Genomic DNA, 21,184 nt, shown 5'->3' on the forward strand with positions numbered 1-21,184 from the left:
TGAGGTCAGAGGTGTACTTTTCTTATAAAAATGCATTTCATATAAAAGGTGTAATTATTTTTGGGGAAGGGGGATTGTTGTGCGTCGTCATAGAAAGTGCAAAAAATTTGGAGTGGCACTGCCTCTTCCGCTTATAGGAGCAACGGGTCCTACTGGTAATAGTGGTCCAACTGGTCCAACTGGAGGGCATGAAGGTCCTGTCGGGCCTCCGGGAATCACTGGACATATAGGAGCAACGGGTCCACAAGGCTCTCAAGGTATTCAAGGCATACAAGGTTCGCGAGGAACAACAGGAGCTCAAGGAATACAAGGTGCCATTGGTGATACTGGAGAGCAAGGAATTACAGGTCCAGTCGGCTTACAAGGTCCTCAAGGATTAATTGGAGAGCAAGGTCCTGTTGGCGATATTGGATTACAAGGACTAGAAGGAATACAAGGAATTACAGGCCCTGCTGGTAGTCAAGGTATACAAGGCGTCCAAGGGATACAAGGAGAAATAGGCGAACGAGGACAAACGGGAGCACAAGGAATGCAAGGTGTGACAGGTGAAGCTGGTATTACAGGTGTAACAGGTCCACAAGGTCCTCAAGGTGCGCAAGGAATACAAGGGGAGGACGGAACTACAGGTATACAAGGAGAAGAAGGTCCACAAGGAATACAAGGAATTACTGGAGAGCAAGGACACCAAGGTGATCAAGGGATACAAGGTGTAACTGGTCCAACAGGTCCGACAGGAATTCAAGGAGTGCAAGGGGTGCAGGGAGAAATTGGCCCAACTGGTCCAACTGGCTTAACAGGACCACAAGGTGCTCAAGGTAGTCAAGGTCCGATGGGTCCTCAAGGCCCGCAAGGAATTCAAGGTGTTCAAGGTATACAAGGCGAAAGGGGTTCGACTGGTCCAACAGGTATTCAAGGGATACAAGGAATACCTGGACCAATGGGAGAAACAGGTCCAACCGGAATACAAGGTATACAAGGAGTGCAAGGAGAAATTGGTCTAACCGGCCCAACCGGAATACAAGGTATACAAGGAGTGCAAGGAGAAATCGGTCCAACTGGTCCAACTGGAAATACGGGTATACAAGGTGTTCAAGGTAATTTAGGGAGTAGTGGTTTACAAGGGGTAACAGGAATACAAGGCATTCAAGGGCCGATTGGTCCAACTGGTCCAACAGGTTCTCAAGGAATACAAGGGGAACAAGGGCCGATGGGACCAACAGGAGCAACTGGCATTCAAGGTTTACAAGGTCCACAAGGTGAGATGGGTCTAACCGGTCCAAACGGCTCTCAAGGAATTCAAGGGGTGCAAGGTGTAATAGGCCCAACAGGGGCAACTGGCTTGCAAGGGGATCCAGGTCCAACCGGCTCGACAGGTCAGGCGGGAGTAACTGGTCCAACGGGATCTGCAACAGGTCCAACAGGAGCAACGGGTCCAACAGGTCCGCCAGGAGGCCCAACAGGTCCAACGGGTCCAGCAGGATCACCAGGAGGTCCAACAGGTCCGACGGGAGCAACTGGTGCAACGGGATCGACAGGAGCAACGGGAGCGACTGGAATTCAAGGAGTGCAAGGAGTACAGGGACCAACAGGAGCAACAGGTTTAACGGGTTTGCAAGGAGTGCAGGGACCAATGGGGGCAACAGGTCCAACGGGTGATCAAGGTATTCAAGGACCCCAAGGTGTAATGGGAGTAACAGGCCCAACCGGTTTACAAGGTTTACAAGGTTTACAGGGACCGGTAGGAGCAACCGGCCCAACCGGCCCGCAAGGCGTGCAAGGCGCGCAGGGTCCAATCGGGCAGGCAGGCCCGCAAGGAATACAAGGCATACAAGGTGAGCAAGGAGTAATGGGAGCAACTGGCCCAACAGGCTTACAAGGTCTGCAAGGAATCCAAGGTCCACTCGGTCCAACCGGTCCTCAAGGTTTACAAGGAGTGCAAGGTCTAAGTGGAATAACAGGTCCAACTGGCCCTCAAGGTATACAAGGAATTCAGGGGCCACAAGGAGATATAGGTCCAACGGGAGCGACTGGAATACAAGGAGTACAAGGTCCAGAGGGTCCAACAGGTCCAACTGGTGCAACAGGCCCGCAAGGAATTCAGGGAATACAAGGGATACAAGGTCCAACGGGTCCACAGGGCATTCAAGGTCTGCAAGGAATCCAAGGTCCGATTGGTCCAACAGGCCCAACTGGACCTCAAGGAATACAAGGAATAACCGGATCAACAGGTCCAACCGGTCTAACCGGGGCAACAGGACCTACGGGAGCAACTGGTCCACAAGGAATCCAAGGAATCCAAGGTCCACAAGGGGTAACGGGGCAGGCGGGAGCAACAGGAGCGACGGGAGTAACGGGTCCACAAGGTCTGCAAGGAATCCAAGGCCCACAGGGGATAACGGGTCCGACGGGAGCAACTGGAGCGACGGGAATAACAGGTCCACAAGGAATCCAAGGAATTCAAGGTCCACAAGGTGTGACGGGAGCAACCGGATCAACCGGAGCGACTGGAGCGACTGGTGCAACAGGACCGACAGGAATCCAAGGAATACAAGGAATAACAGGAGCAACAGGGGGAACGGGAGTAACAGGCCCAACAGGTGTCACGGGCCCAACCGGTTTAACAGGAGCAACTGGATCATCTGCTATATCAACAGGTGGCGGCTATTTCTTTTCTACATCAACGAGTGCCATTGCAGCCAATGCCAATATTCCAATTAATAGTGGATCTACAGTATATGGAACAGGTGTATCTTTAACTAGTGCCACAACGGTTACCGTATCTACGCCAGGAATATATTTGGTAAGTTATTATTTTCAAGGAGATGCAAGTGCTGGGAATGAGACAGTATCTGTCAGATTATTATTAAATGGAGCTCAACTAACAGGGAGTTTTATACAAAACGTAACGACATCAACTGTAGTAATCGAACCTGCCATTTCAAATACACTTCTTGTCAATGTAACGAGTGCTAATTCCACGTTAGTATTACAAAATGGTCCGTTAGGTGTAGGGCATGTGACGACTATAGCAGGTGCGATTACGGCAAGTTTAAATGTAGTGAGAATTTTATAAGAAATATAAAAAACACAAGGAATGTCTATACAGACACACCTTGTGTTTTTTTCTTTATCTTTTCGGTTGAAAAATATGTTGAAAGAAGTATTTGTGATGTAAGTTATCTACAACTTTATTTGCTTGATATGTGCGATGTTGTTCGAGTCGAAGTCTTTGCTCCATCATTTTTATTGCGTGATCAGATAAACGTAACATTATACATGTCTCCTTTTCTATAAATATAGGTGTCTATTGGTATCGATTCCATATTTATAATTAAGGAGGTACACTTTGTAACATAGGCAAAAAGCACCTTCCTCTCCCATTACGCTTACGAGGTTAGCTGTCGGACTCGGGAAGTGAGAGTTTCCCTACTTAAAAAAGATTCGCCCCAAGTAGCATGGCTACAAAAATGGTTCCCCCGCTCCAAAATTTGGACTCAGCAAAAGGTTTTATAAAGTAAAAGATAACATAAATAAATTAATTAGTCAAACTGTTTATTGTTTTCTGATTTTTTTTAGTGAGGTTAAAACCACTCCATCAGGTAATATAATATCATTTATTTTAATAAATCCATGTTTTTTATATAAAGACAGAGCAGGTGTATTTTCTTTCCCTGTTTGTACAATATATGTTTGTGAAGGGGAGAACATGTCAAATACATAAAGTAGTAGTTTTGTGGCGATTCCTTTATGAAAATGATCGGGGGATACTACTAAACGATGAATATCAACTTCCTCTTCATCCATTTTAAAAGAAATAAACCCAGCAAGTGTATCTTCATAAAAATAGCCGTAAAAAATTTCATCACATAATTGAATATCGGCTACAGTATCATAAAGACGAGGAATAGCCGTACTATTTATATATTTTGCCTCAATTTCATAAGCGGGTATTTGAATGTTTAAAATAGAAGTAGCGGTGTTGTGAGAAGTTGTTATTAATTTTTGAATCATAGGGTAAAACCTCCTTATAGGCTTTATTTTCATAGATTTGACAAGATTTTTCTTTATTGGATATAATAATTATAATAGTTACATAATAATTTAGTATTAAAAAGAAATACACTATAATAGAAATGGAGGACTAAAAATGGGATGGATTATCACATTAATAGTTGGTGCTATTATAGGTGCAATTGCAGGTTCTATAACGGGTAAAAATTTTCCGGGTGGTATGTTTGGAAATATTATCGCAGGTTTGTTAGGTGCTTCATTAGGTGGTAGGCTATTTGGATCTTTTGGGCCATCATTTGGTGGGATTCATGTCGTGCCAGCATTATTAGGTGCAATCGTATTAATTCTTATTGTATCATTTGTAGTGAAAGCTGCAAGAAAATAAAGATATAGATCATGATGAAAAGCCCTGAATAAGGGCTTTTCATCATTCGAAGAGGTGGTTTCATTGGAGAAATTAAATATTAGAAAAAGAGATAAGTTGAAAAAGTTTTTTAGAGAACAAAATTATTTAGCGGTGTTACTCGGCTTTGCATTATTGTTTATTAACATATTACTGCTAACGAAAATTTCTTTTGTTTTTACTCCGTTTATCGTCTTTTTAAAAACAATTTTCTTCCCCGTATTATTAGCGGGAGTGCTATTTTATATTTTGCATCCATTCGTTTCGCTTTTAGAAAAGAAAGGTGTTTCCAGAATCGTATCAATCGCTTCTATATATATAATAGTACTAGGATTATTTGTATTTTTAGTTGTAACAGTAATCCCGATTATTAAAGATCAAATTGATGCATTAATAGATAACTTACCGTATTTCGGTCATGAAATTGAACGAGCAGCACGTAGATTCGGGGAAAGTAATTTACTGGGCAAAATTCAAGAGAATTTAAATATTGATGTAGCAAGTATGGTAAAAGACTACACCGTTGATTTTACGAAGTCGCTATCATCAGTAACTGGAAATGTAACTGGATTTTTAAGTACTGTTACAGAGGTCGTTTTAACGTTTGTAATGGTTCCGTTTATATTGTTCTATCTTTTAAAAGATGGTGAACAATTACCGAACCACTTTTTAAAGTTTATTTCAGAGCAAAGACAACCAGCAGCGATGAGAATACTAGATGATATGCATTATGCGATTAGCTCGTATATTAGAGGACAAATTATCGTTAGCTTGTTTATCGGTATTATGCTATTAATCGGTTACCTTATTATTGGTATTAAATATGCGGTATTACTCGCTATTTTAGCAATGATTGTAAATATCGTTCCGTACGTAGGACCAATCATTGCAATTACACCAGCATTAATTATCGCATTTATTGACTCGCCAGCAATGGTGTTAAAAGTAATTATCGTTATGATGGTCGTACAATTAGCAGAAGGTAAATTTATTTCTCCGCAAGTTATGGGGAAAAAGCTAGACATTCACCCAATTACTATCATTTTTATTATTTTAACTGCCGGAAATTTATTTGGAATTATGGGGATTATTTTAGCAATTCCAGGATATGCGATATTAAAAGTGTTAGTAACGCATAGTTATAGATTTGTTAAGTTGAATACGTAAAAAAGAGCTAAAACAGATAAAACTGTTTTAGCTCTTTTTTATTAATAATTGATTTGCGTATTGGCGTGCCCATTGATCAGCTTCTAATATAGCATCGAGTGAAGGATCTTTTACATTATGATGAGCTTCAACTGTATTGTAAATTGTTTTTTCAATATCGAAAAATGCAATTTCATTTTTAAGAAATAGTGCATTTGCAATTTCGTTCGCTGCATTTAATACAGCTGGAGTTGTACCGCCAATTTTGCCACATTCAAATGCGTATTGTAGACAGGGGAACTTCTCTAAATTTGGTTTTTCAAAATGCAAACTACCAATTTCTAATAAATTTAATTTTTCATAGGATGAAGGTAGTCGAGTAGGGTAGTGAAATGCATATTGAATCGGCATTCTCATATCAGGGGCACCGAGCTGTGCCATGACTGATCCATCAATAAACTCTACTAAAGAGTGAATGATACTTTCTTTATGAATCATAACATTAATTTTTTCATAAGGAATATCGAATAGCCACTTAGCTTCCATCACTTCAAACCCTTTATTCATTAACGTGGCAGAATCTATCGTTAGTTTTGCCCCCATTAACCAGTTTGGGTGTTTTAAAGCATCCTTCGCTTGTAATGTTTTCATTTCTTCACGTGTTTTATCACGAAAAGCGCCGCCAGAAGCTGTAACAATTAATTTTTCGATTTCCTTATTATTTTCCCCATTTAAACACTGGAAAATAGCTGAATGTTCACTATCGACAGGAATTAGGCGGCATCCGTTTTGTTTCGCTAGTTCGGTTACGATATGTCCAGCTGCAACTAAAGTTTCTTTGTTAGCGATGGCGATATCTTTCTTCGCCTTTAATGCTTCAATTGTTGGGAGTAAACCTGAAACACCGACAACTGAACTTAATACAAGATTTGTATCAGGATGGGTAGATACTTCAATTAAACCATCAGTTCCATATGTAATTTTTGTATTTGTTGAAATACGAGAACGCAATGTGTCCGCTAATTCTTTTGTCGCTACGCTTACAATACGAGGCTGAAACGATTCGATTTGCTTTTCGAGAAGATCGATATTATAATTTGCGGTTAAACCGACGATTTTAAAATGTTCAGGATGAGCGGAAACGACATCTAATGCAGATGTGCCAATGGATCCCGTTGAACCTAAAATGGATATATATTTTACCATGAAAAAACCTCCAAAGTTGTTTCGAGTATTTCTGCAAACCTATATATTATTAGACAATCAAGGTGAAAATTCCTGCCATATAAAACAGGAAATTAGGGTTTAATTGGAAAGGGAATGTGATAAACTGTAAAAAAATAACGAAAAGCAATGAAAGAGAAGAGTACATATTCGAAACTTTTCAGAGAGCTGATGTGTGGTGGAAATCAGTAAGGGATGAATATGGAATGGGCTCCGGAGCTTCTCGCTGAAATGAGTAGGCAAAGACGGTTACTTCACGTTAAGAAGTTGAAGTGAGCTATTAATGATAGCTAATTAAGGTGGTACCGCGGGAGTCTCTCGTCCTTTTTTAAGGATGAGGGGCTTTTTTATTTTGAGAAAGGAGGGGTTAGTGTGAGTGAAAAAATAATGTTAACAGGAATTAAGCCAACTGGTTATCCGCATTTAGGAAATTATATTGGTGCGATTAAACCTGCGCTGCAAATGTCAAAGAATAATGAAGGAAACGCATTGTATTTTATAGCGGATTATCATGCGTTAAATGCTGTGCATGATTCAGAAAAGTTCAGTAGTTATACGAAAGAGGTAGCAGCTACTTGGTTATCACTCGGACTTGGAGAAGATGTTATTTTTTACCGACAAACAGAAGTGCCAGAGATTTTAGAACTAGCTTGGATATTAGCTTGTCTAACTCCGAAAGGTCTTATGAACCGTGCTCATGCGTATAAAGCGAAAGTAGAGCAAAATAAAGAAGCAGGGTTAGAGGTAGATGCTGGAGTGAATATGGGATTATATACGTACCCGATTTTAATGGCAGCTGACATATTATTATTTCAAGCTACTCATGTACCAGTCGGGAAAGACCAAATTCAGCATATTGAAATCGCGCGTGATATTGCGTCATATTTTAATCATACATTCGGCATAACATTTACGCTTCCGGATTATGTCATACAAGAAGAAGGTGCCATTTTACCTGGCCTTGATGGAAGGAAGATGAGTAAAAGTTACGGAAATGTAATCCCATTATTTGCAGAACAAGAAAAACTACGAAAGTTAATATTTAAAATCAAAACAGACTCCTCACTTCCGAATGAACCGAAAGAATTAGAAACGTTATATACAATTTATAAAGAATTTGCGACAGAAGATGAAATACAGTCGATGCGTGAAAAGTATGAAACTGGTATTGGATGGGGCGATGTAAAAAACGAGTTGTTTCGCGTTGTAGACCGCGAATTAGCTGGACCTCGTGAGAAATATGAGATGTATATGAATGAGCCGAATTTATTATATGAAGCGTTAGAAAAAGGTGCTGAGAAGGCGCGTGAAATTGCGAAGATAAATTTAGCAGAAATTAAAAAACGGATTGGATTTGAGAGGGGGCGCTGAGCGTTCCCTTATTTTTTTACAAAAAAAATCGAACGAAATCCCAATTTGTTACCAATATAGAGTGAGGAGGGATAAAAATGGTTACAATTCTCGAATTAAAAATGTTGCTAGTTCAAATAGGAACAGAAATTGTACCACCTAGTAATTTAAAAGAAAAAATTTTAATTCAGGTTAATTTGGTGGAGGGAATAAAACTTAATAATGTTGAGGTGAATAATGATGAGTGAAGTTGTGTTAGCAGTTCAAGATTTAAGTAAAACATATGAGAGTATAGATACAAATGTTAGGGCGTTACAAAATGTAACTTTGGAGTTAAATAAAGGAGAACTCCTTGCCATAATGGGAACGAGTGGATCTGGAAAGAGTACATTACTAAACATTCTTGGTGCTCTAGATAAGCCTGATGAGGGGGTTATCTATGTAAATGGTGAAGTGCCTACAAATATGTTTGTTGAACCATATGCGACGGAGTACAGGCGGGATAACATAGGATTTATCTTCCAGTCATTTCATTTATTAAAGGATTTATCTGTAGAAGAAAATATTGCGTTACCCCTCATATTATCAGCTGATTCAGAAGAAGAGATACGAGAAAAAACAAATAAAATATTAGATGTTCTTGGCTTAGTAAATTGGAGAAATCATCGACCAACTCAGCTTTCTGGGGGACAACAACAGCGTGTTGCAATTGGTAGGGCGTTAATAACATCCCCTCCAATTGTTCTTGCAGATGAACCTACTGGAAATTTAGATTTCAATACGTCTAATGATATTTTACGGGTACTAGTCGATATGAAACAAAGATTCAATCAAAGTATGATTCTTGTTACTCATGATCCTCACATTGCTACGTATGCAGATCGGGTTCTCTTCTTTCATGATGGAGAAATTGTTGATGATTATACGTGTTCTCATGGAGTAAATGATATGAATATCATTTTAGATAAATTTAAAAAAATAATGGAGAAATCAAAATGATAAAATCAGTACGAGGATTAAGTTTACGTTTTTTTAAGACGAATAAATTTACTGCTATTTCCTCTATCGTTAGTGTTATGTTAGCTGTTTGTCTAATTGTTACGATGATTGTATTTTCGAGTCATGCGAAGCAGTCTGTAATAAATGAAGTGAAAAATGTATATGGAGATATGGATTTATCTGTTGGATATAACCCTGATCAAAATAAATTGATGGATAAATCTTTACTAAAAAATATTAAGGAACAAGAAAATATTGAATACATGTCAAAAGTATTAGTAAATCATTTGCAAGTGAATAAATTGAATACAGCTATTTATACAGTAGGTGTTCAAAATGATTCGTTATCTAAAAGTCGATATCACTTCTCTAAAAATCTATCAAATGAGGAAGTAACATTAAATGATGGATTAGCGGAAACTTTACAAGTAGAAGTTGGGGAAAGGATTGAAATAGAAAATAAATCATATGTAGTAAAAGAAGTGTTACCTGATATAGAAGCTGGAGGTTCAGCTCCGGATATACTTGTTTTATCAGAAGGTGCAGTGAAACAGCACGTATATGAAAAAACAGGTAAACACAATGAGGCTACTTATGTGTTGATAAAAGCAAAAGAGAATGCCGATGTATTAGCATTAGCTAGTCAAATTCATAAAATAGACAAAGAATTAAGAATCGATATTGCTGAGGAAGATGAGTTTTTAAAAAGTAACTTAGCGTCATTACATATTTTTATAGTTATTGTATCTGTATTAATACTTATTATTACATCGTTATTATTAATATCTAATTTTGAAGTGTTTTTATATAAATATAAAAACCAATTTGCTATTATGCGATCAATGGGAGCAACAACGAAACAAATGTTTAAAGTTATATTTATTCAATGTAGTGTAATTAATTTCTTTGGTGGAATATTTGGTTTGTTACTAGCTGTAATAAGTAACCGTTTTTTACAAAGTTGGCTAGAACAGTTATTTGCTTTTCAAATTAATTCGATGAGTTTTGACTATAAAATAGCGATTGTAACAATGATTTGTAGTATCTTTTTTATTGAATTGTTTATGTTATATCCTTCATACAGAAGTTCGAAAATATTACCAGTAAAGCTTATGCGCGAAAATGAAGAATCCGACTTTTCTAATGAAAAAACACGCAGTATGATGGGGAAAGTCCTTTTAATTAGTAGTATATTTTTAACTGTTTTTGGTGGCTTTGTAGCAAATACAGGAGATACGCAGGCGATAGTGATAGTAATTGGATCTATATTTCTCGTTTTAGGATTGTATGTTTTATTTCCTATTTATCTTTCTTCGATATTAGAATTATGTCTACCTATGATGAAAAAAATATTTGGAAGGAATACATTTGTTGCTATTAAAAATGTAATTCCGCAAGTAAGGAAAAATACATTTGTTATCTTAATGATAAGTACAATGATGGTGATAGTTGTCTTCGGCTCCACTATATTTAAAACGATGCAAAAAAATAATGAAAGATATTTAAAACGAGAATTTCCAACACATATTGTTGTGGAAAATCGTTTGAATAATGATTCAACCATTACTTTACCTCATACACAAAATATATTTAAAGAAATAAGTAGTGTAAAAGGAGCTAGTACAATTAGTACGAACTCACTGGCAGAATTAAAACAAGGTGAAAATTATATTACTTTTGACTATAATTTAGGTGATTTAAAGGAAATGGAAAAGCAAGGATTACTGCCAGAAGTACCTGCCAATTTGGAGAATAGTATAATTGTTACAAAAGAGTTAGCGGAGCGGTATAAACTTCATGTAGGTGATATCGTTCAATTGGGTCTATTTTCAGAACAGGAACAAAAAGTTAGATCGACTAGTAAGGTAGAAATCGGATTAATTGTTAATGAGCTACCGAATTCTCCTTCAGTACTTATGGATTGGAGTAATGTAACATATAAACAAGATTATACAGTTTTTGAGCGTGCATTTATTAGTTCAAATAATGAGAGGGAGACGTTGGAGCAATTAAAGAAATTGAAAGGTCAATATCCACAATTAAAAATAAGTAGTTATACTCAATCGTTAAAACAATCTAGTTTAATGTTTCAGCAAAGGTGGTCCATCTTCATTGTTGTTATTATAGTAATTTTGTTTAGTGTAACATTAGGGGTATGTAATACACTTATAAATAATATTCAATCTAAAAGAAAAGAGTTTGCTATTTTACGAGCAATAACAGTTAAGAAAAAAGGGATTGTACAAGTTATTTTGACGCAAGTTATTTTATATGTACTTATTGGGATTATACTAGGGGCTGTTATAGGCATATTATTAACCTACATGGTAAGTATAATAGATCGTACACCTTTATTTTTTGATTTCAAACTTATTGTAACGGTAATAGCGGGGATGTTCGGAATAGTCCTTATTATTTTTATACCTTTTGCTAATAGAATAGGGAAAAGGAACATTGTAGAAGAGTTAAATAAGGATAATAAATGAAAGAGATTAACCCAAGTAGTTATTCAGCTACTTTTGGGTCAATCTCTTTTTTATTAACACTTGATTTGCATATTGGTTTGCTCATTAATAAACATATAGTATAGCGCCTAAAGGAGAGGATTTCATGTAACGATGAGTCTCAACGGTTTTAATGAAAAACTATGGATAAATCATTATATTAGTTAAATGTCACCAAGTAATATCATTAGGTGAAGTAAGAATTCACATTTCCTTTCAAAACTTATTAGTTGCACATATTAAAAAATATGCTAATATAGGGATACTTATTAAACTTGTTTAATAAGTATAATTAAAGTCACTTATTAAAGTTGTTTAATAAGTGTAATTCATTCTATAACGAGGGAGAGGATTGTATGAAAACAGAGAAAGAAAAGATGTTAGCGGGAGAAATGTATGTTGCGGAGGATGAAGAATTAGTGGCTGATAGGGTGGAGGCAAAACGTTTAACACGCCTTTATAACGAGGCGATGGAGACAGGAGATGAAAAACGTTTTACATTATTAAATCAGCTTTTAGGTTCTTCAGCTGATGGGAAAGCCCAAATTAATCCTGATTTTCGTTGTGATTACGGCTACAATATCCATGTTGGAAAGAGCTTTTTCGCAAATTTTAATTGTGTGATTTTGGACGTTTGTGAAGTACGAATCGGTGATAATTGTATGTTTGCACCAGGTGTCCATATTTATACGGCCACTCATCCTTTACATCCGGTGGAACGGAATTCTGGTAAAGAATATGGAAAGCCTGTAAAGATTGGTAACAACGTTTGGGTTGGCGGGGGAGCTATAATTAACCCTGGTATTTCAATTGGAGACAACGCTGTAATTGCCTCAGGGGCAGTTGTGACAAAAGATGTACCTTATAATGTAGTTGTTGGTGGTAATCCAGCTAAAGTTATTAAAACGATAGACTTATAGAAATCGTTTTTTACGGGTATATGAATAAACTGGTGTCTTATCGTATAGACAATGTGAAAGGTGTTTCATATGGAGAAATATAGTGCGGACAATCATACAAAGACATTACTTGCCTCTCGAAACGCTCTTTTTCTCTTATTTGCTTTGCCAGGTGTCGCGTTTGCTACATGGATTTCAAGAACAGCAGCTACTCGAGATATGTTAGCAGTGTCAAATGCAGAAATGGGCTGGATTTTGTTCGGACTATCTGTTGGTTCAATAATTGGTTTACTGAGTGCAAGCCGCTTCATTGACTGTAAGGGAGCTAGAGACGTTATTATAGGCAGTATGTTTTTTATGATTGTTGGATTGATTTGTTTAGGTATAAATATTTATTTTGTTTCTAGTATGGGGGCTTTTAGTAGCTTACTAGTATTTGGAGTAGGCTACGGATTGGCAGAAGTCGCATTGAATGTAGAAGGTTCTTCCATTGAGCAGAAATTAGGAACAACTCTTCTTCCGAAATTCCATGGCTTTTTTAGTGTAGGAACTTTAGTAGGCGCGCTCAGTGGTTCTGTCGCAGCGTCGCTTCACATCCCGATTCTGTATCAGTTTCTTGTGATTTCGGTCATGTTTCTATTACTTGTATGTATGGTGTATCGTTTTCTTCCGCATGGAACAGGAAAGAAGGAGAAATCGCGGAACAAAAGGAGAGAGAAGCGTACTTCCTTACGTATGGAAAAAAAGGTGCTTTTAATTGGTCTTTTTGTGCTTGGAATGGCATTTGCAGAAGGTAGTGCAAATGATTGGCTACCTATCGTGATGGTAGATGGACATGAGCAAAGTATAGTGGCAGGTTCTATTATGTACGCAATTTTTGTATTAGCAATGACGTTAACTCGTATGTGTAGCAGCTATTTCCTTGATCGATTCGGTCGTGTCGCTGTCGTACGTGCCACTATTATGATGGCGATTCTAGGAATTTCAATCGTAATATTTGGGAGTAATTCGTATTTTCTAGCATTTGGCGTAGTACTGTGGGGGATTGGTGCAGCGCTAGGGTTCCCAATTGGTCTGTCAGCTGCTGGAAATGACCGTGAAAATGCGACTTCTAATGTTGCTGCAGTTTCTATCATTGGTTATACAGCCTTTTTAGTCGGACCACCATTTTTAGGGATACTTGGGGAAGCATTCGGAATACGTAATGCCTTGCTAGCGGTTTTATTATTTGTTCTTTTGTCTGGAATTGTATCGTCTATTACGAGAGAGAATACACCGAGCTAAATAAGGATTGCATGCAGCGGAAATATATCATCTCTATTGCTTTAGAAAATGATGTATGATATATTGTCAACGCAACTTATTAAAAGTGTTTAATAAGTATGTTGATTAAGGTGGTGAGCGATTTGAGTGAACAATTTGTTACTCAAAAATCGATTAAAGAGACGATCTTTCGCGGCATTCGTACGGCTCTTCTAGAGCAAGGAAGTGCGACGAAAGTTGAACTTAGTAATACATTAGAAATTAGTTTTCCAACGATAAGTAAATTTATAGAAAATATGAAACAAGATGGTGAAGTCACTTTAGTCGGTTTAGATGATTCAAGTGGCGGAAGAAGAGCGAAACGATATGCGTATAATCCGGAATATATGTTAGGATTAGCGATATTTTTAGAGAAAAATGAAACAAACTATACCATTTTTAACTGTTTAGGGGAAGTAAAAGAACAAGGAAGTACTTCAAGTGTATTAATTGATACTGGCGTAAATCTATTATCTAAACATATTGAAAGTCTTATAGCTACATTCCCGAAAATAAGCTCTATATCAATTGGTGTGCCTGGTTCGGTTGATAATGGTCGTATTTTTTATATACCTGGTTATGAAAAGTTCCAAAATTTTAATTTGAAAAGTCATTTGGAGGATCTGTTTTCTATACCTGTAGTAATAGAAAATGATATGAATGCCGCAGTCCTTGGCTATTATAAAAATACTGGAAATAATGATAAATCATCTCTTGTATATTTGTATTCAGGTCAAAACGGCCCAGGGGCGGGAATTATGATAAATGGAGATGTGGTACGAGGGAGTACCTTTTTCTCAGGGGAGATATCTTTCGTTCCACAGTATGATAATAAAAACTTCTTACAATCTTTGAGAAGTGAAGATGCAGTAAGAGATTCAAATAATCCAGAGCAATATAATATAGATGCTATTACTCGTTTAATAGCTACATGTATAGCTATTATTAACCCGCATGCCTTTATCTTTTGTGATGATGAAGTGAACCAATTTGTAATAGATCAAATTGTAAAAACTTGTCCGAAGTACATTCCAGCGGAACATATTCCGAAAATAACAGTGAGCGATTGGAAAGAAGATTATTTATATGGATTAAAAAGCCTTGGACTTGATCTGATGATTATAAGAGCAAGCAAAGAAAATTAAATATCAAATTGTTGGTTGAATACTGTAAAAGAAAAGGTGTCGATTATGAAAATTGAACATGTAGCAATTTGGGTAAATGATTTAGAAGGTATGCGTGATTTCTATAAACAGTACTTCGGTGGTGAAGAAAATAGCTTATATCACAATCCGAAAAAGCAGTTTGAATCTTATTTTATAACTTTTGAAGGTGGAGCACGTCTAGAACTTATGAGGCAGGTAGGGATAGACGATAATACACAAACACAAACAATAGGATATGCGCATATTGCCTTTTCTGTAGGTAGCAAAGAAAAGGTGAATGAATTAACTAATATATTAAGAGAAGCAGGATCCCCTGTATTAAACGGCCCACGTACTACAGGGGATGGTTACTATGAAAGTGTAGTAAGCGACCCTGAAGGAAATCAGATTGAGATAACAATCTAACATAAACAAGCTCATTTCGCGTTATCATGACGGGAAATGAGCTTGTTTTATTTCTATAAAAATATGTAATGTTTTTTAATTGGAGTGCTGAAACTCCTTAATAATTCTCTCAATAACAGGAGGAAGATTACTAGGTAACTCATCAAGCGGAAAGAAGCGTAGTTCTTTCGATTCCGTTTGGTCGCATACAAGTTCACCATTGAATTCGCGGCAAATATAAACAACGAGTACACCGTGTACTTGATCGCCGTTTGGGTAGATTTGAAAGAAATCAGGTCCTGAGTATGTACGGAATAGTTCTGGATTTTTAATGATAAGTCCCGTTTCTTCATATACTTCTCGCTTTAAAGTCTCTTCTAACGTTTCGTTATATTCTAAGGCACCACCAATAATACCCCAGCGGTTAAAATCTGTACGGAGCTGCAGTAATATTTCATTTTTCTCATTTAATATAATGGCGTGTGAACCGATTAAAATAAGTGGTTGATTACCTACTAAATTTCTCATGTCTTCAATATATCCCATAGTTGTTCTCCTTATATTTTAATAATAGTTAGGAAGTTCTTTTAACATTCTTTCTGTTTTACGTGCTGTAAATGCTAAGTTATGATCATCTTTCGTTCTGAAAAATAATGTGCGTAAAAAGGTTTTAATGTTGGCACATAAAATACAATACTCATTAAGCGAAAGGCGTTTTCTAATTTGAGGAAGCCTTTTTATTTTTTTATGAATAATAGAGACTAACTCGTCTTGTGGAAAGTCATGATACAGCATTGCTAGTAACGGCGTAATAATGCGTTCGTCTTCGTTATTGTGAAAAAGATCAGATGGGATAAAAATTTTATTTAATAAGCAATGAATTAATTCTTCATACCATTCAAAGGTCGTATAGGAATTGTGAACAATTTCAGTAAAGGCATCTGATACGTGGGCAAGACAATGAGCCCATCCTTTATTTTCAATATAGCCTCGAAAATCCGTTTCTAAGTTTGTATATGAAATGAGTTTGTTTTTTATTTCTTCAATATCTTCCTCTGTGAAAAAGTAGTGCGAGTTAGCGAATTGGAGTATTAGCGCGATTAACGAAACAGTGTAAGAACGTGTGAAAACCCCATCTGTATGTGGGGAGTGAATATCACAATATAAATACTCATCGCTTAAACAAGTTTGCAGAAGTAATTTCAGCTGATCATCCATAAGGAATTCATGATGAATGAAATAGGAAAAGCATTTATATATAAGTTGGTAACGAACGTAACTATCAGTCGTTCCGACATACTGAAGCATATTGAGCGTTAACTCATTTATATCTATATGTTGCAGTTGCGTATAGTCATTTTGTTGTATAAGCTCTAACTGTTGTTGTAACGTTGTAATATCCAATGGAGAACCTCCTCCGCACTTTAAAGATGCGATGTTTTCTAGTATTCTATATATTCAAGGACAATCCTGCTCATGCAAGGAGAACAAGTAGAAATTCGAGTATGACATAGATGAGGGAAGTATATGATGACTATAGAACAGTTAGAAAAACATTTTAAAATAAGAAGAAATGCTTCTTCTATCATGATAAAAGAAAATAATGCAGAGTCTTTTACAGAAGAGCAATTAAAGGAAATGATGCAATATTGCGTTGCTGAGGCTAAAAAAGAGGGAATAGAAAACTTACATTTTGAGATTTCTTCAAAAAGCCCAAATTACGATGTGTATAAGAAATGTTTTGAAACGTATTTATTTGAATATGTTACTGAAAACATGATTGTGTTTAAGGATATATATGAAGTAGAAGATGTAGGAAGTGAAATTGATTTTAAGCTGATTGAAGAAGTAGGAGAAGATACATTTTATTCTCTTTGGAACGAAATGACGGAAGAGCACGTCACTTATGATCAATTTGTAAATATGATGCTACAAGAAATTGGTGAGCAATGGAAAGAGCATTGTTTAACAGCGAGTGTAGGTGAAGAGCCGGTAGGAATTGTAATCCCGCATATTGAAAAGGGGACGTTAGAAGAAGGAAAACTCATGTATTTCGCAGTCGCTCCAAATATGCGAAATAAAGGGTATGAAACGGTATTCTTTACAGGAGCAATGTTTGTCTTAAAAGAAATAGGCGCATCATATTATATTGGCGAGACAAATGTACAAAATGAGTGGATGAAGGATGTTTTTGAAAAGAATGGATGTCAGTTATTAAGTTCTACTGAGCGATATGTGAGGAAGGTTTAGGGAGGATGAATGGTGTATACTCTCGAACTCGTATAGCGGGAGGGGACTATATATGTTAAAGCAATCCATGCATTCATTCGTTTTACTGTATCCACATGTATTGTTAGAGAATTGGAAAGTTGAAAAGGTTTCAGAACGTTATGAAGGTGAAAAGTGGGAAACTTTTTGGTTTCAGGTTGTTACTCCAACTGGAATGTTTCGGGTAAAAGAGTTTTTTCTAGATATAATGGAGCCAGTATTTCCGGATAGTTGTATTTCTCAAGCAAAAGGAGATTGTTTTCAATATAAATGGCTTGTGTATTGGAAAGGTGTAAATTATAAAGGAAAAGAAAGTTACGTTACATCTAGATGGAAAACACAAATTGAAGTTTCTGTTGATAGCGGATATGTAAACCAAGATGAAATGGAACGATTTCTAATTGAATTACAACCGGTAAATATGGAGCTTGCAAAAAGGATATTACATACACCATTTCACTTATTAAGCTTTCAAGCGAAGAGAGGTGAAATGGGTGAGATAGGAAGATGTCGTGAGTGGAATGCTCCCGAAGACGTATCCTATGTTAAATTATCAATTTATGAAAAGTTAAGTTGGAAACTTGAATCAGTTGGTTTCGGAAATGATGAAATACAGTATGTATACTGGGATGAGGATAGTAAACTATATGCACTTTGGGTTTGTCGGCATAAAAACAATGCGTACTATCCTGTTTCTTCTTGGACAATGAACTATGGCCCAAAACAAGTTATAAATGGATTAGAGTTTTATTCGCACCCTGATCGCGGGACAGTTGTATATGAAGATTTAGGTGATGAACAAATTACATACGTATTTCGAGGGAATCCGTGTACAACTTATGAACAAGTAAAAGAACTTTTTGCCTATTTGTAAGATAAAAAGAAAAATGAGAACGACAAAATAGATATTTCTATAATACAATAAAGAAAGATTCGATTATATGAGAAAGCGTTGGTGAAAGAATGGAGCAGCAAAGAAATTGGTTACAAGCGACTGTAGAAAGAAATGAAGATAATACGTTATATATAAAGTGGGAAAATAATATAGAAGAAGTTCGTATTTATTGGAGTACTTCACCAGATCATATTGAAGAAACTGGAGAATTACTTGCAACGGTAAATGGAGAATCATCATGTACAATTGAAAACCCGAGTGAAAATGAGCGTCCATATTTTAGAATAGTAGGAAGTAATGGACAAGCAGTGACAGTAGCTGAGCGTAGATTGCCATTACAAGGCGCGTTTAACTTCCGTGATATGGGAGGCTATGAAACGACTGAAGGCCGTAAAGTAAAATGGGGCAAGTTGTACCGTTCTGAAGAATTAGCAGGACTAACAGAGTGGGATATCGACTATTTAAAAAAGTCTGGGTTAAAGTTAATTTGTGACTACCGTACAGATTTTGAAGTGAAGCATAAGCCGAATCCTGAGATTACAGGTGCTCGTCAAGTGTGCTTACCAGTTATGCAAGACTTGGCGAAAGACTTGAACATAAATGAATTTTTCCAAGTTGGTGACCTTTCTATGTTAGGGAAACCAGGCGAGTATCTTGTGAAAATGAATCAAGATTTCGTAAGTGGTAATGAAGCATTCGTGAGCTTCTTAAACTTAGCACAAAACCCAGAAAACTTACCGTTAGTAAACCACTGTACAGCTGGAAAAGACCGTACTGGATTCGGATCAGCACTATTATTACTTTTACTAGGTGTACCGGAAAAAACAGTAATGGAAGACTATTTACTAAGTAACGGCTTCCGTGAAAAATTAAATGAAAAAATGATGGCCTTTTTAGGTGCAAAACTTCAAAACGATGAAAGTAGAGCAATATTAGGCGCAATGTTTGAAGCGCGCGCTGAATATTTACAAGCTGCGATTGATGAAGTGAAAAAGCAATACGGTTCAGTTGAATCGTATGCTGAAAAGGCACTCGGCTTTACGAAAGAGTCGTTAGAGGAAATGAAAGTGTTATTGCTAGAGGATAAATAATGAGGAGGGAGGCTAATTGGATTAGCCTCCTGTTTCTATTATGAAATTTTTCGTTGTCTTATTATTCCTATGACAATTGGAATAACTGTCCCAATTAACAATATCGGTAAAAATAATTTTCCGAAACCGCCGCTCCAATCTAAAGCTATTGAAATTGTTTCAAATTGGATGAAAGCAAAAATAAGTAAACAGACATTTTTTAATTGATTAAGCATTTTTCTGCTATTTAAATAAAACAGCGGAGCATTCGATTCATTCAGTCTTTGTGGGTAGTTATGAACTTCTGGAAACTTTTCTAAAGTTTGCATTAAAAGGAATATGAATGCCCCAATTCCTGGTAGAAGCAAAAGTTGCCACTTTGATCCCCAGCGATCTACAGCCCCATATGCGTTATAATGTGCAGGTACTTCCTCGGGTAATCTTCCCCAAATGATAATCAAAAAAATGATTGAACCAAAGAACAGTGAATATCCAATGATATCTCCAACCCATTCACTTTTTGTTTTTGGGATTTGTATTTTAGGTCTTCCCCATGAATTTACTATGTCTTTTCGCCCCTTTCTATTCCTGTATTCCCTTTTAAAAAATTGGATTCATTATCCAAATTATCTCAAATTTATAGTATTTTCACAATTAATTATTTTTGAATAACATGATTCGTGTGTCTGAAACAACTTTAAGATTGCTGTACAGCTATTATTCGTAAAGGGAAAAAGTTCGACTTAAGAGACGATTAATGAGAAAATACAAGTTGTAAATAACGTACTAGTTGAGGAGAGCATAATGAAATACAAAGTTATATTATTCGACGTAGATGATACATTATTAGATTTTCCTGAGACGGAAAGAAACGCATTACATAACGCGTTTGTACAGTTTGGCATGCCTACAGGGTATAATGATTACCTTGCAAGTTATAAAGAGATTAGTAATGGATTATGGAGAGATTTAGAAAATAAAATGATTACACTAAGTGAATTAGCGGTAGATCGATTTAGACAATTATTTGCACTGCATAATATAGAAGTAGATGCGCAGCAATTTAGTGATGTATACCTTGAAAACTTAGGGAAAGAAGTACATCTTATAGAAGGTGCAGTACAATTATGTGAGAAACTACAAGATTGCAAGTTAGGTATTATTACGAATGGATATACGAAGGTGCAACAATCGAGAATTGGAAATTCGCCTTTATGTAATTTCTTTGATCATATTATTATTTCAGAAGAGGTTGGTCATCAAAAACCAGCACGTGAGATTTTTGATTATGCATTTGAGAAGTTTGGAATTACTGATAAATCAAGTGTATTGATGGTTGGAGATTCGCTAACTTCTGATATGAAAGGCGGAGAAGATTACGGCATTGATACGTGTTGGTATAATCCAAGTTTGAAAGAAAATAGGGCAAGTGTTAAGCCGACTTATGAAGTGGAGAGCCTGCTACAAATTTTAGAAATTGTGGAAGTGGCGGAAGAAAAGGTAGTTTCATTTTAAATGTGTTGATATTTGTCGATAAGTCGATATTCTTTGTCGAATCGTCGA

General features: G+C 36.6%; 21 protein-coding genes, 1 riboswitch and 1 other annotated feature. Of the genes, 15 read left to right on the top strand and 6 right to left on the bottom strand.

Annotated features, from left to right (window positions below):
• Positions 1–79: 79 nt before the first annotated feature.
• On the top strand, positions 80–3,073 hold the full coding sequence (locus ACLBWW_RS17600) for a collagen-like protein (RefSeq protein WP_447614142.1): 2,994 nt from the start codon (positions 80–82) through the stop codon (positions 3,071–3,073).
• Between the two features lie 54 nt (positions 3,074–3,127).
• On the opposite strand, the gene ACLBWW_RS17605 is transcribed toward ACLBWW_RS17600, so the two are convergent.
• Positions 3,128–3,271: a hypothetical protein gene (locus tag ACLBWW_RS17605; RefSeq protein ID WP_000945246.1), complete on the bottom strand. Its 144-nt coding sequence runs from the start codon at positions 3,269–3,271 to the stop codon at positions 3,128–3,130.
• 96 nt (positions 3,272–3,367) lie between these two features.
• A riboswitch (cyclic di-AMP (ydaO/yuaA leader) is annotated at positions 3,368–3,510 on the bottom strand.
• 42 nt (positions 3,511–3,552) lie between these two features.
• On the bottom strand, positions 3,553–4,011 hold the full coding sequence (locus ACLBWW_RS17610) for a GNAT family N-acetyltransferase (RefSeq protein WP_107134949.1): 459 nt from the start codon (positions 4,009–4,011) through the stop codon (positions 3,553–3,555).
• 136 nt (positions 4,012–4,147) lie between these two features.
• Here ACLBWW_RS17610 and ACLBWW_RS17615 point away from each other — a divergent pair, with 136 nt between their 5' ends.
• Both ACLBWW_RS17615 and ACLBWW_RS17620 read left to right on the top strand, forming a co-directional pair.
• On the top strand, positions 4,148–4,396 hold the full coding sequence (locus ACLBWW_RS17615) for a GlsB/YeaQ/YmgE family stress response membrane protein (protein ID WP_000539721.1): 249 nt from the start codon (positions 4,148–4,150) through the stop codon (positions 4,394–4,396).
• Between the two features lie 63 nt (positions 4,397–4,459).
• Positions 4,460–5,581: an AI-2E family transporter gene (locus tag ACLBWW_RS17620; RefSeq protein WP_048546503.1), complete on the top strand. Its 1,122-nt coding sequence runs from the start codon at positions 4,460–4,462 to the stop codon at positions 5,579–5,581.
• A 27-nt stretch (positions 5,582–5,608) separates the two neighbouring features.
• On the opposite strand, the gene ACLBWW_RS17625 is transcribed toward ACLBWW_RS17620, so the two are convergent.
• Entirely contained in the window at positions 5,609–6,766 is a 1,158-nt protein-coding gene (locus tag ACLBWW_RS17625; protein WP_048546501.1) for a 1-deoxy-D-xylulose-5-phosphate reductoisomerase, read from the bottom strand.
• 138 nt (positions 6,767–6,904) lie between these two features.
• Positions 6,905–7,113, top strand: a binding site (T-box leader).
• 43 nt (positions 7,114–7,156) lie between these two features.
• Between ACLBWW_RS17625 and ACLBWW_RS17630 the strand changes: the two genes are divergently transcribed.
• The 8 genes from ACLBWW_RS17630 to ACLBWW_RS17665 all read left to right on the top strand — a co-directional run bounded on the left by ACLBWW_RS17630 (position 7,157) and on the right by ACLBWW_RS17665 (position 15,409).
• Positions 7,157–8,155, top strand: coding sequence for a tryptophan--tRNA ligase (locus ACLBWW_RS17630; RefSeq protein ID WP_098124447.1), 999 nt, complete (start codon positions 7,157–7,159; stop codon positions 8,153–8,155).
• Positions 8,156–8,232: 77 nt separating this feature from the next.
• Positions 8,233–8,382 carry a hypothetical protein gene (locus tag ACLBWW_RS17635; protein WP_000256359.1) on the top strand — a complete coding sequence of 50 codons (150 nt, stop codon included), beginning with the start codon at positions 8,233–8,235 and terminating at the stop codon, positions 8,380–8,382.
• Positions 8,375–9,133 carry an ABC transporter ATP-binding protein gene (locus ACLBWW_RS17640; protein ID WP_048546571.1) on the top strand — a complete coding sequence of 253 codons (759 nt, stop codon included), beginning with the start codon at positions 8,375–8,377 and terminating at the stop codon, positions 9,131–9,133. The genes ACLBWW_RS17635 and ACLBWW_RS17640 overlap by 8 nt, the downstream gene beginning before the upstream one ends.
• Positions 9,130–11,619 (top strand): FtsX-like permease family protein, encoded by a 2,490-nt coding sequence (locus tag ACLBWW_RS17645; RefSeq protein WP_447614143.1) that lies wholly within the window; start codon positions 9,130–9,132, stop codon positions 11,617–11,619. Before ACLBWW_RS17640 ends, ACLBWW_RS17645 begins: the two co-directional genes overlap by 4 nt.
• A gap of 374 nt (positions 11,620–11,993) precedes the next feature.
• On the top strand, positions 11,994–12,557 hold the full coding sequence (locus tag ACLBWW_RS17650; protein ID WP_048546494.1) for a maltose O-acetyltransferase: 564 nt from the start codon (positions 11,994–11,996) through the stop codon (positions 12,555–12,557).
• A gap of 69 nt (positions 12,558–12,626) precedes the next feature.
• Positions 12,627–13,820 carry an MFS transporter gene (locus ACLBWW_RS17655; protein ID WP_048546491.1) on the top strand — a complete coding sequence of 398 codons (1,194 nt, stop codon included), beginning with the start codon at positions 12,627–12,629 and terminating at the stop codon, positions 13,818–13,820.
• 122 nt (positions 13,821–13,942) lie between these two features.
• Positions 13,943–14,983 (top strand): ROK family transcriptional regulator, encoded by a 1,041-nt coding sequence (locus ACLBWW_RS17660; RefSeq protein ID WP_048546489.1) that lies wholly within the window; start codon positions 13,943–13,945, stop codon positions 14,981–14,983.
• Between the two features lie 45 nt (positions 14,984–15,028).
• Entirely contained in the window at positions 15,029–15,409 is a 381-nt protein-coding gene (locus tag ACLBWW_RS17665; protein WP_447614144.1) for a VOC family protein, read from the top strand.
• Between the two features lie 75 nt (positions 15,410–15,484).
• Here the strand turns inward: ACLBWW_RS17665 and ACLBWW_RS17670 are convergent, their stop codons facing one another.
• Together ACLBWW_RS17670 and ACLBWW_RS17675 are read right to left on the bottom strand one after the other, a co-directional pair.
• Positions 15,485–15,934 carry an NUDIX hydrolase gene (locus ACLBWW_RS17670; protein WP_000540482.1) on the bottom strand — a complete coding sequence of 150 codons (450 nt, stop codon included), beginning with the start codon at positions 15,932–15,934 and terminating at the stop codon, positions 15,485–15,487.
• Between the two features lie 18 nt (positions 15,935–15,952).
• Entirely contained in the window at positions 15,953–16,792 is an 840-nt protein-coding gene (locus ACLBWW_RS17675) for a DUF2785 domain-containing protein (RefSeq protein ID WP_000355707.1), read from the bottom strand.
• A 123-nt stretch (positions 16,793–16,915) separates the two neighbouring features.
• Between ACLBWW_RS17675 and ACLBWW_RS17680 the strand changes: the two genes are divergently transcribed.
• The 3 genes from ACLBWW_RS17680 (at position 16,916) to ACLBWW_RS17690 (ending at position 19,642) form a co-directional block, all read left to right on the top strand.
• Entirely contained in the window at positions 16,916–17,638 is a 723-nt protein-coding gene (locus tag ACLBWW_RS17680) for a GNAT family N-acetyltransferase (RefSeq protein WP_048546483.1), read from the top strand.
• A 52-nt stretch (positions 17,639–17,690) separates the two neighbouring features.
• Complete coding sequence (locus ACLBWW_RS17685; RefSeq protein WP_048546481.1) at positions 17,691–18,530, top strand: hypothetical protein; 840 nt, start codon at positions 17,691–17,693, stop codon at positions 18,528–18,530.
• An 89-nt stretch (positions 18,531–18,619) separates the two neighbouring features.
• Entirely contained in the window at positions 18,620–19,642 is a 1,023-nt protein-coding gene (locus tag ACLBWW_RS17690; RefSeq protein ID WP_098633684.1) for a tyrosine-protein phosphatase, read from the top strand.
• A gap of 38 nt (positions 19,643–19,680) precedes the next feature.
• Here ACLBWW_RS17690 and ACLBWW_RS17695 read toward each other — a convergent pair whose 3' ends face one another.
• Entirely contained in the window at positions 19,681–20,106 is a 426-nt protein-coding gene (locus ACLBWW_RS17695) for a DUF1648 domain-containing protein (RefSeq protein WP_098222353.1), read from the bottom strand.
• Positions 20,107–20,425: 319 nt separating this feature from the next.
• Between ACLBWW_RS17695 and ACLBWW_RS17700 the strand changes: the two genes are divergently transcribed.
• Entirely contained in the window at positions 20,426–21,136 is a 711-nt protein-coding gene (locus ACLBWW_RS17700) for a YjjG family noncanonical pyrimidine nucleotidase (RefSeq protein WP_098202103.1), read from the top strand.
• The last annotated feature ends 48 nt before the right edge of the window (positions 21,137–21,184 follow it).

The sequence above is a fragment of the Bacillus sp. M5A3_1b genome, from assembly GCF_053345335.1.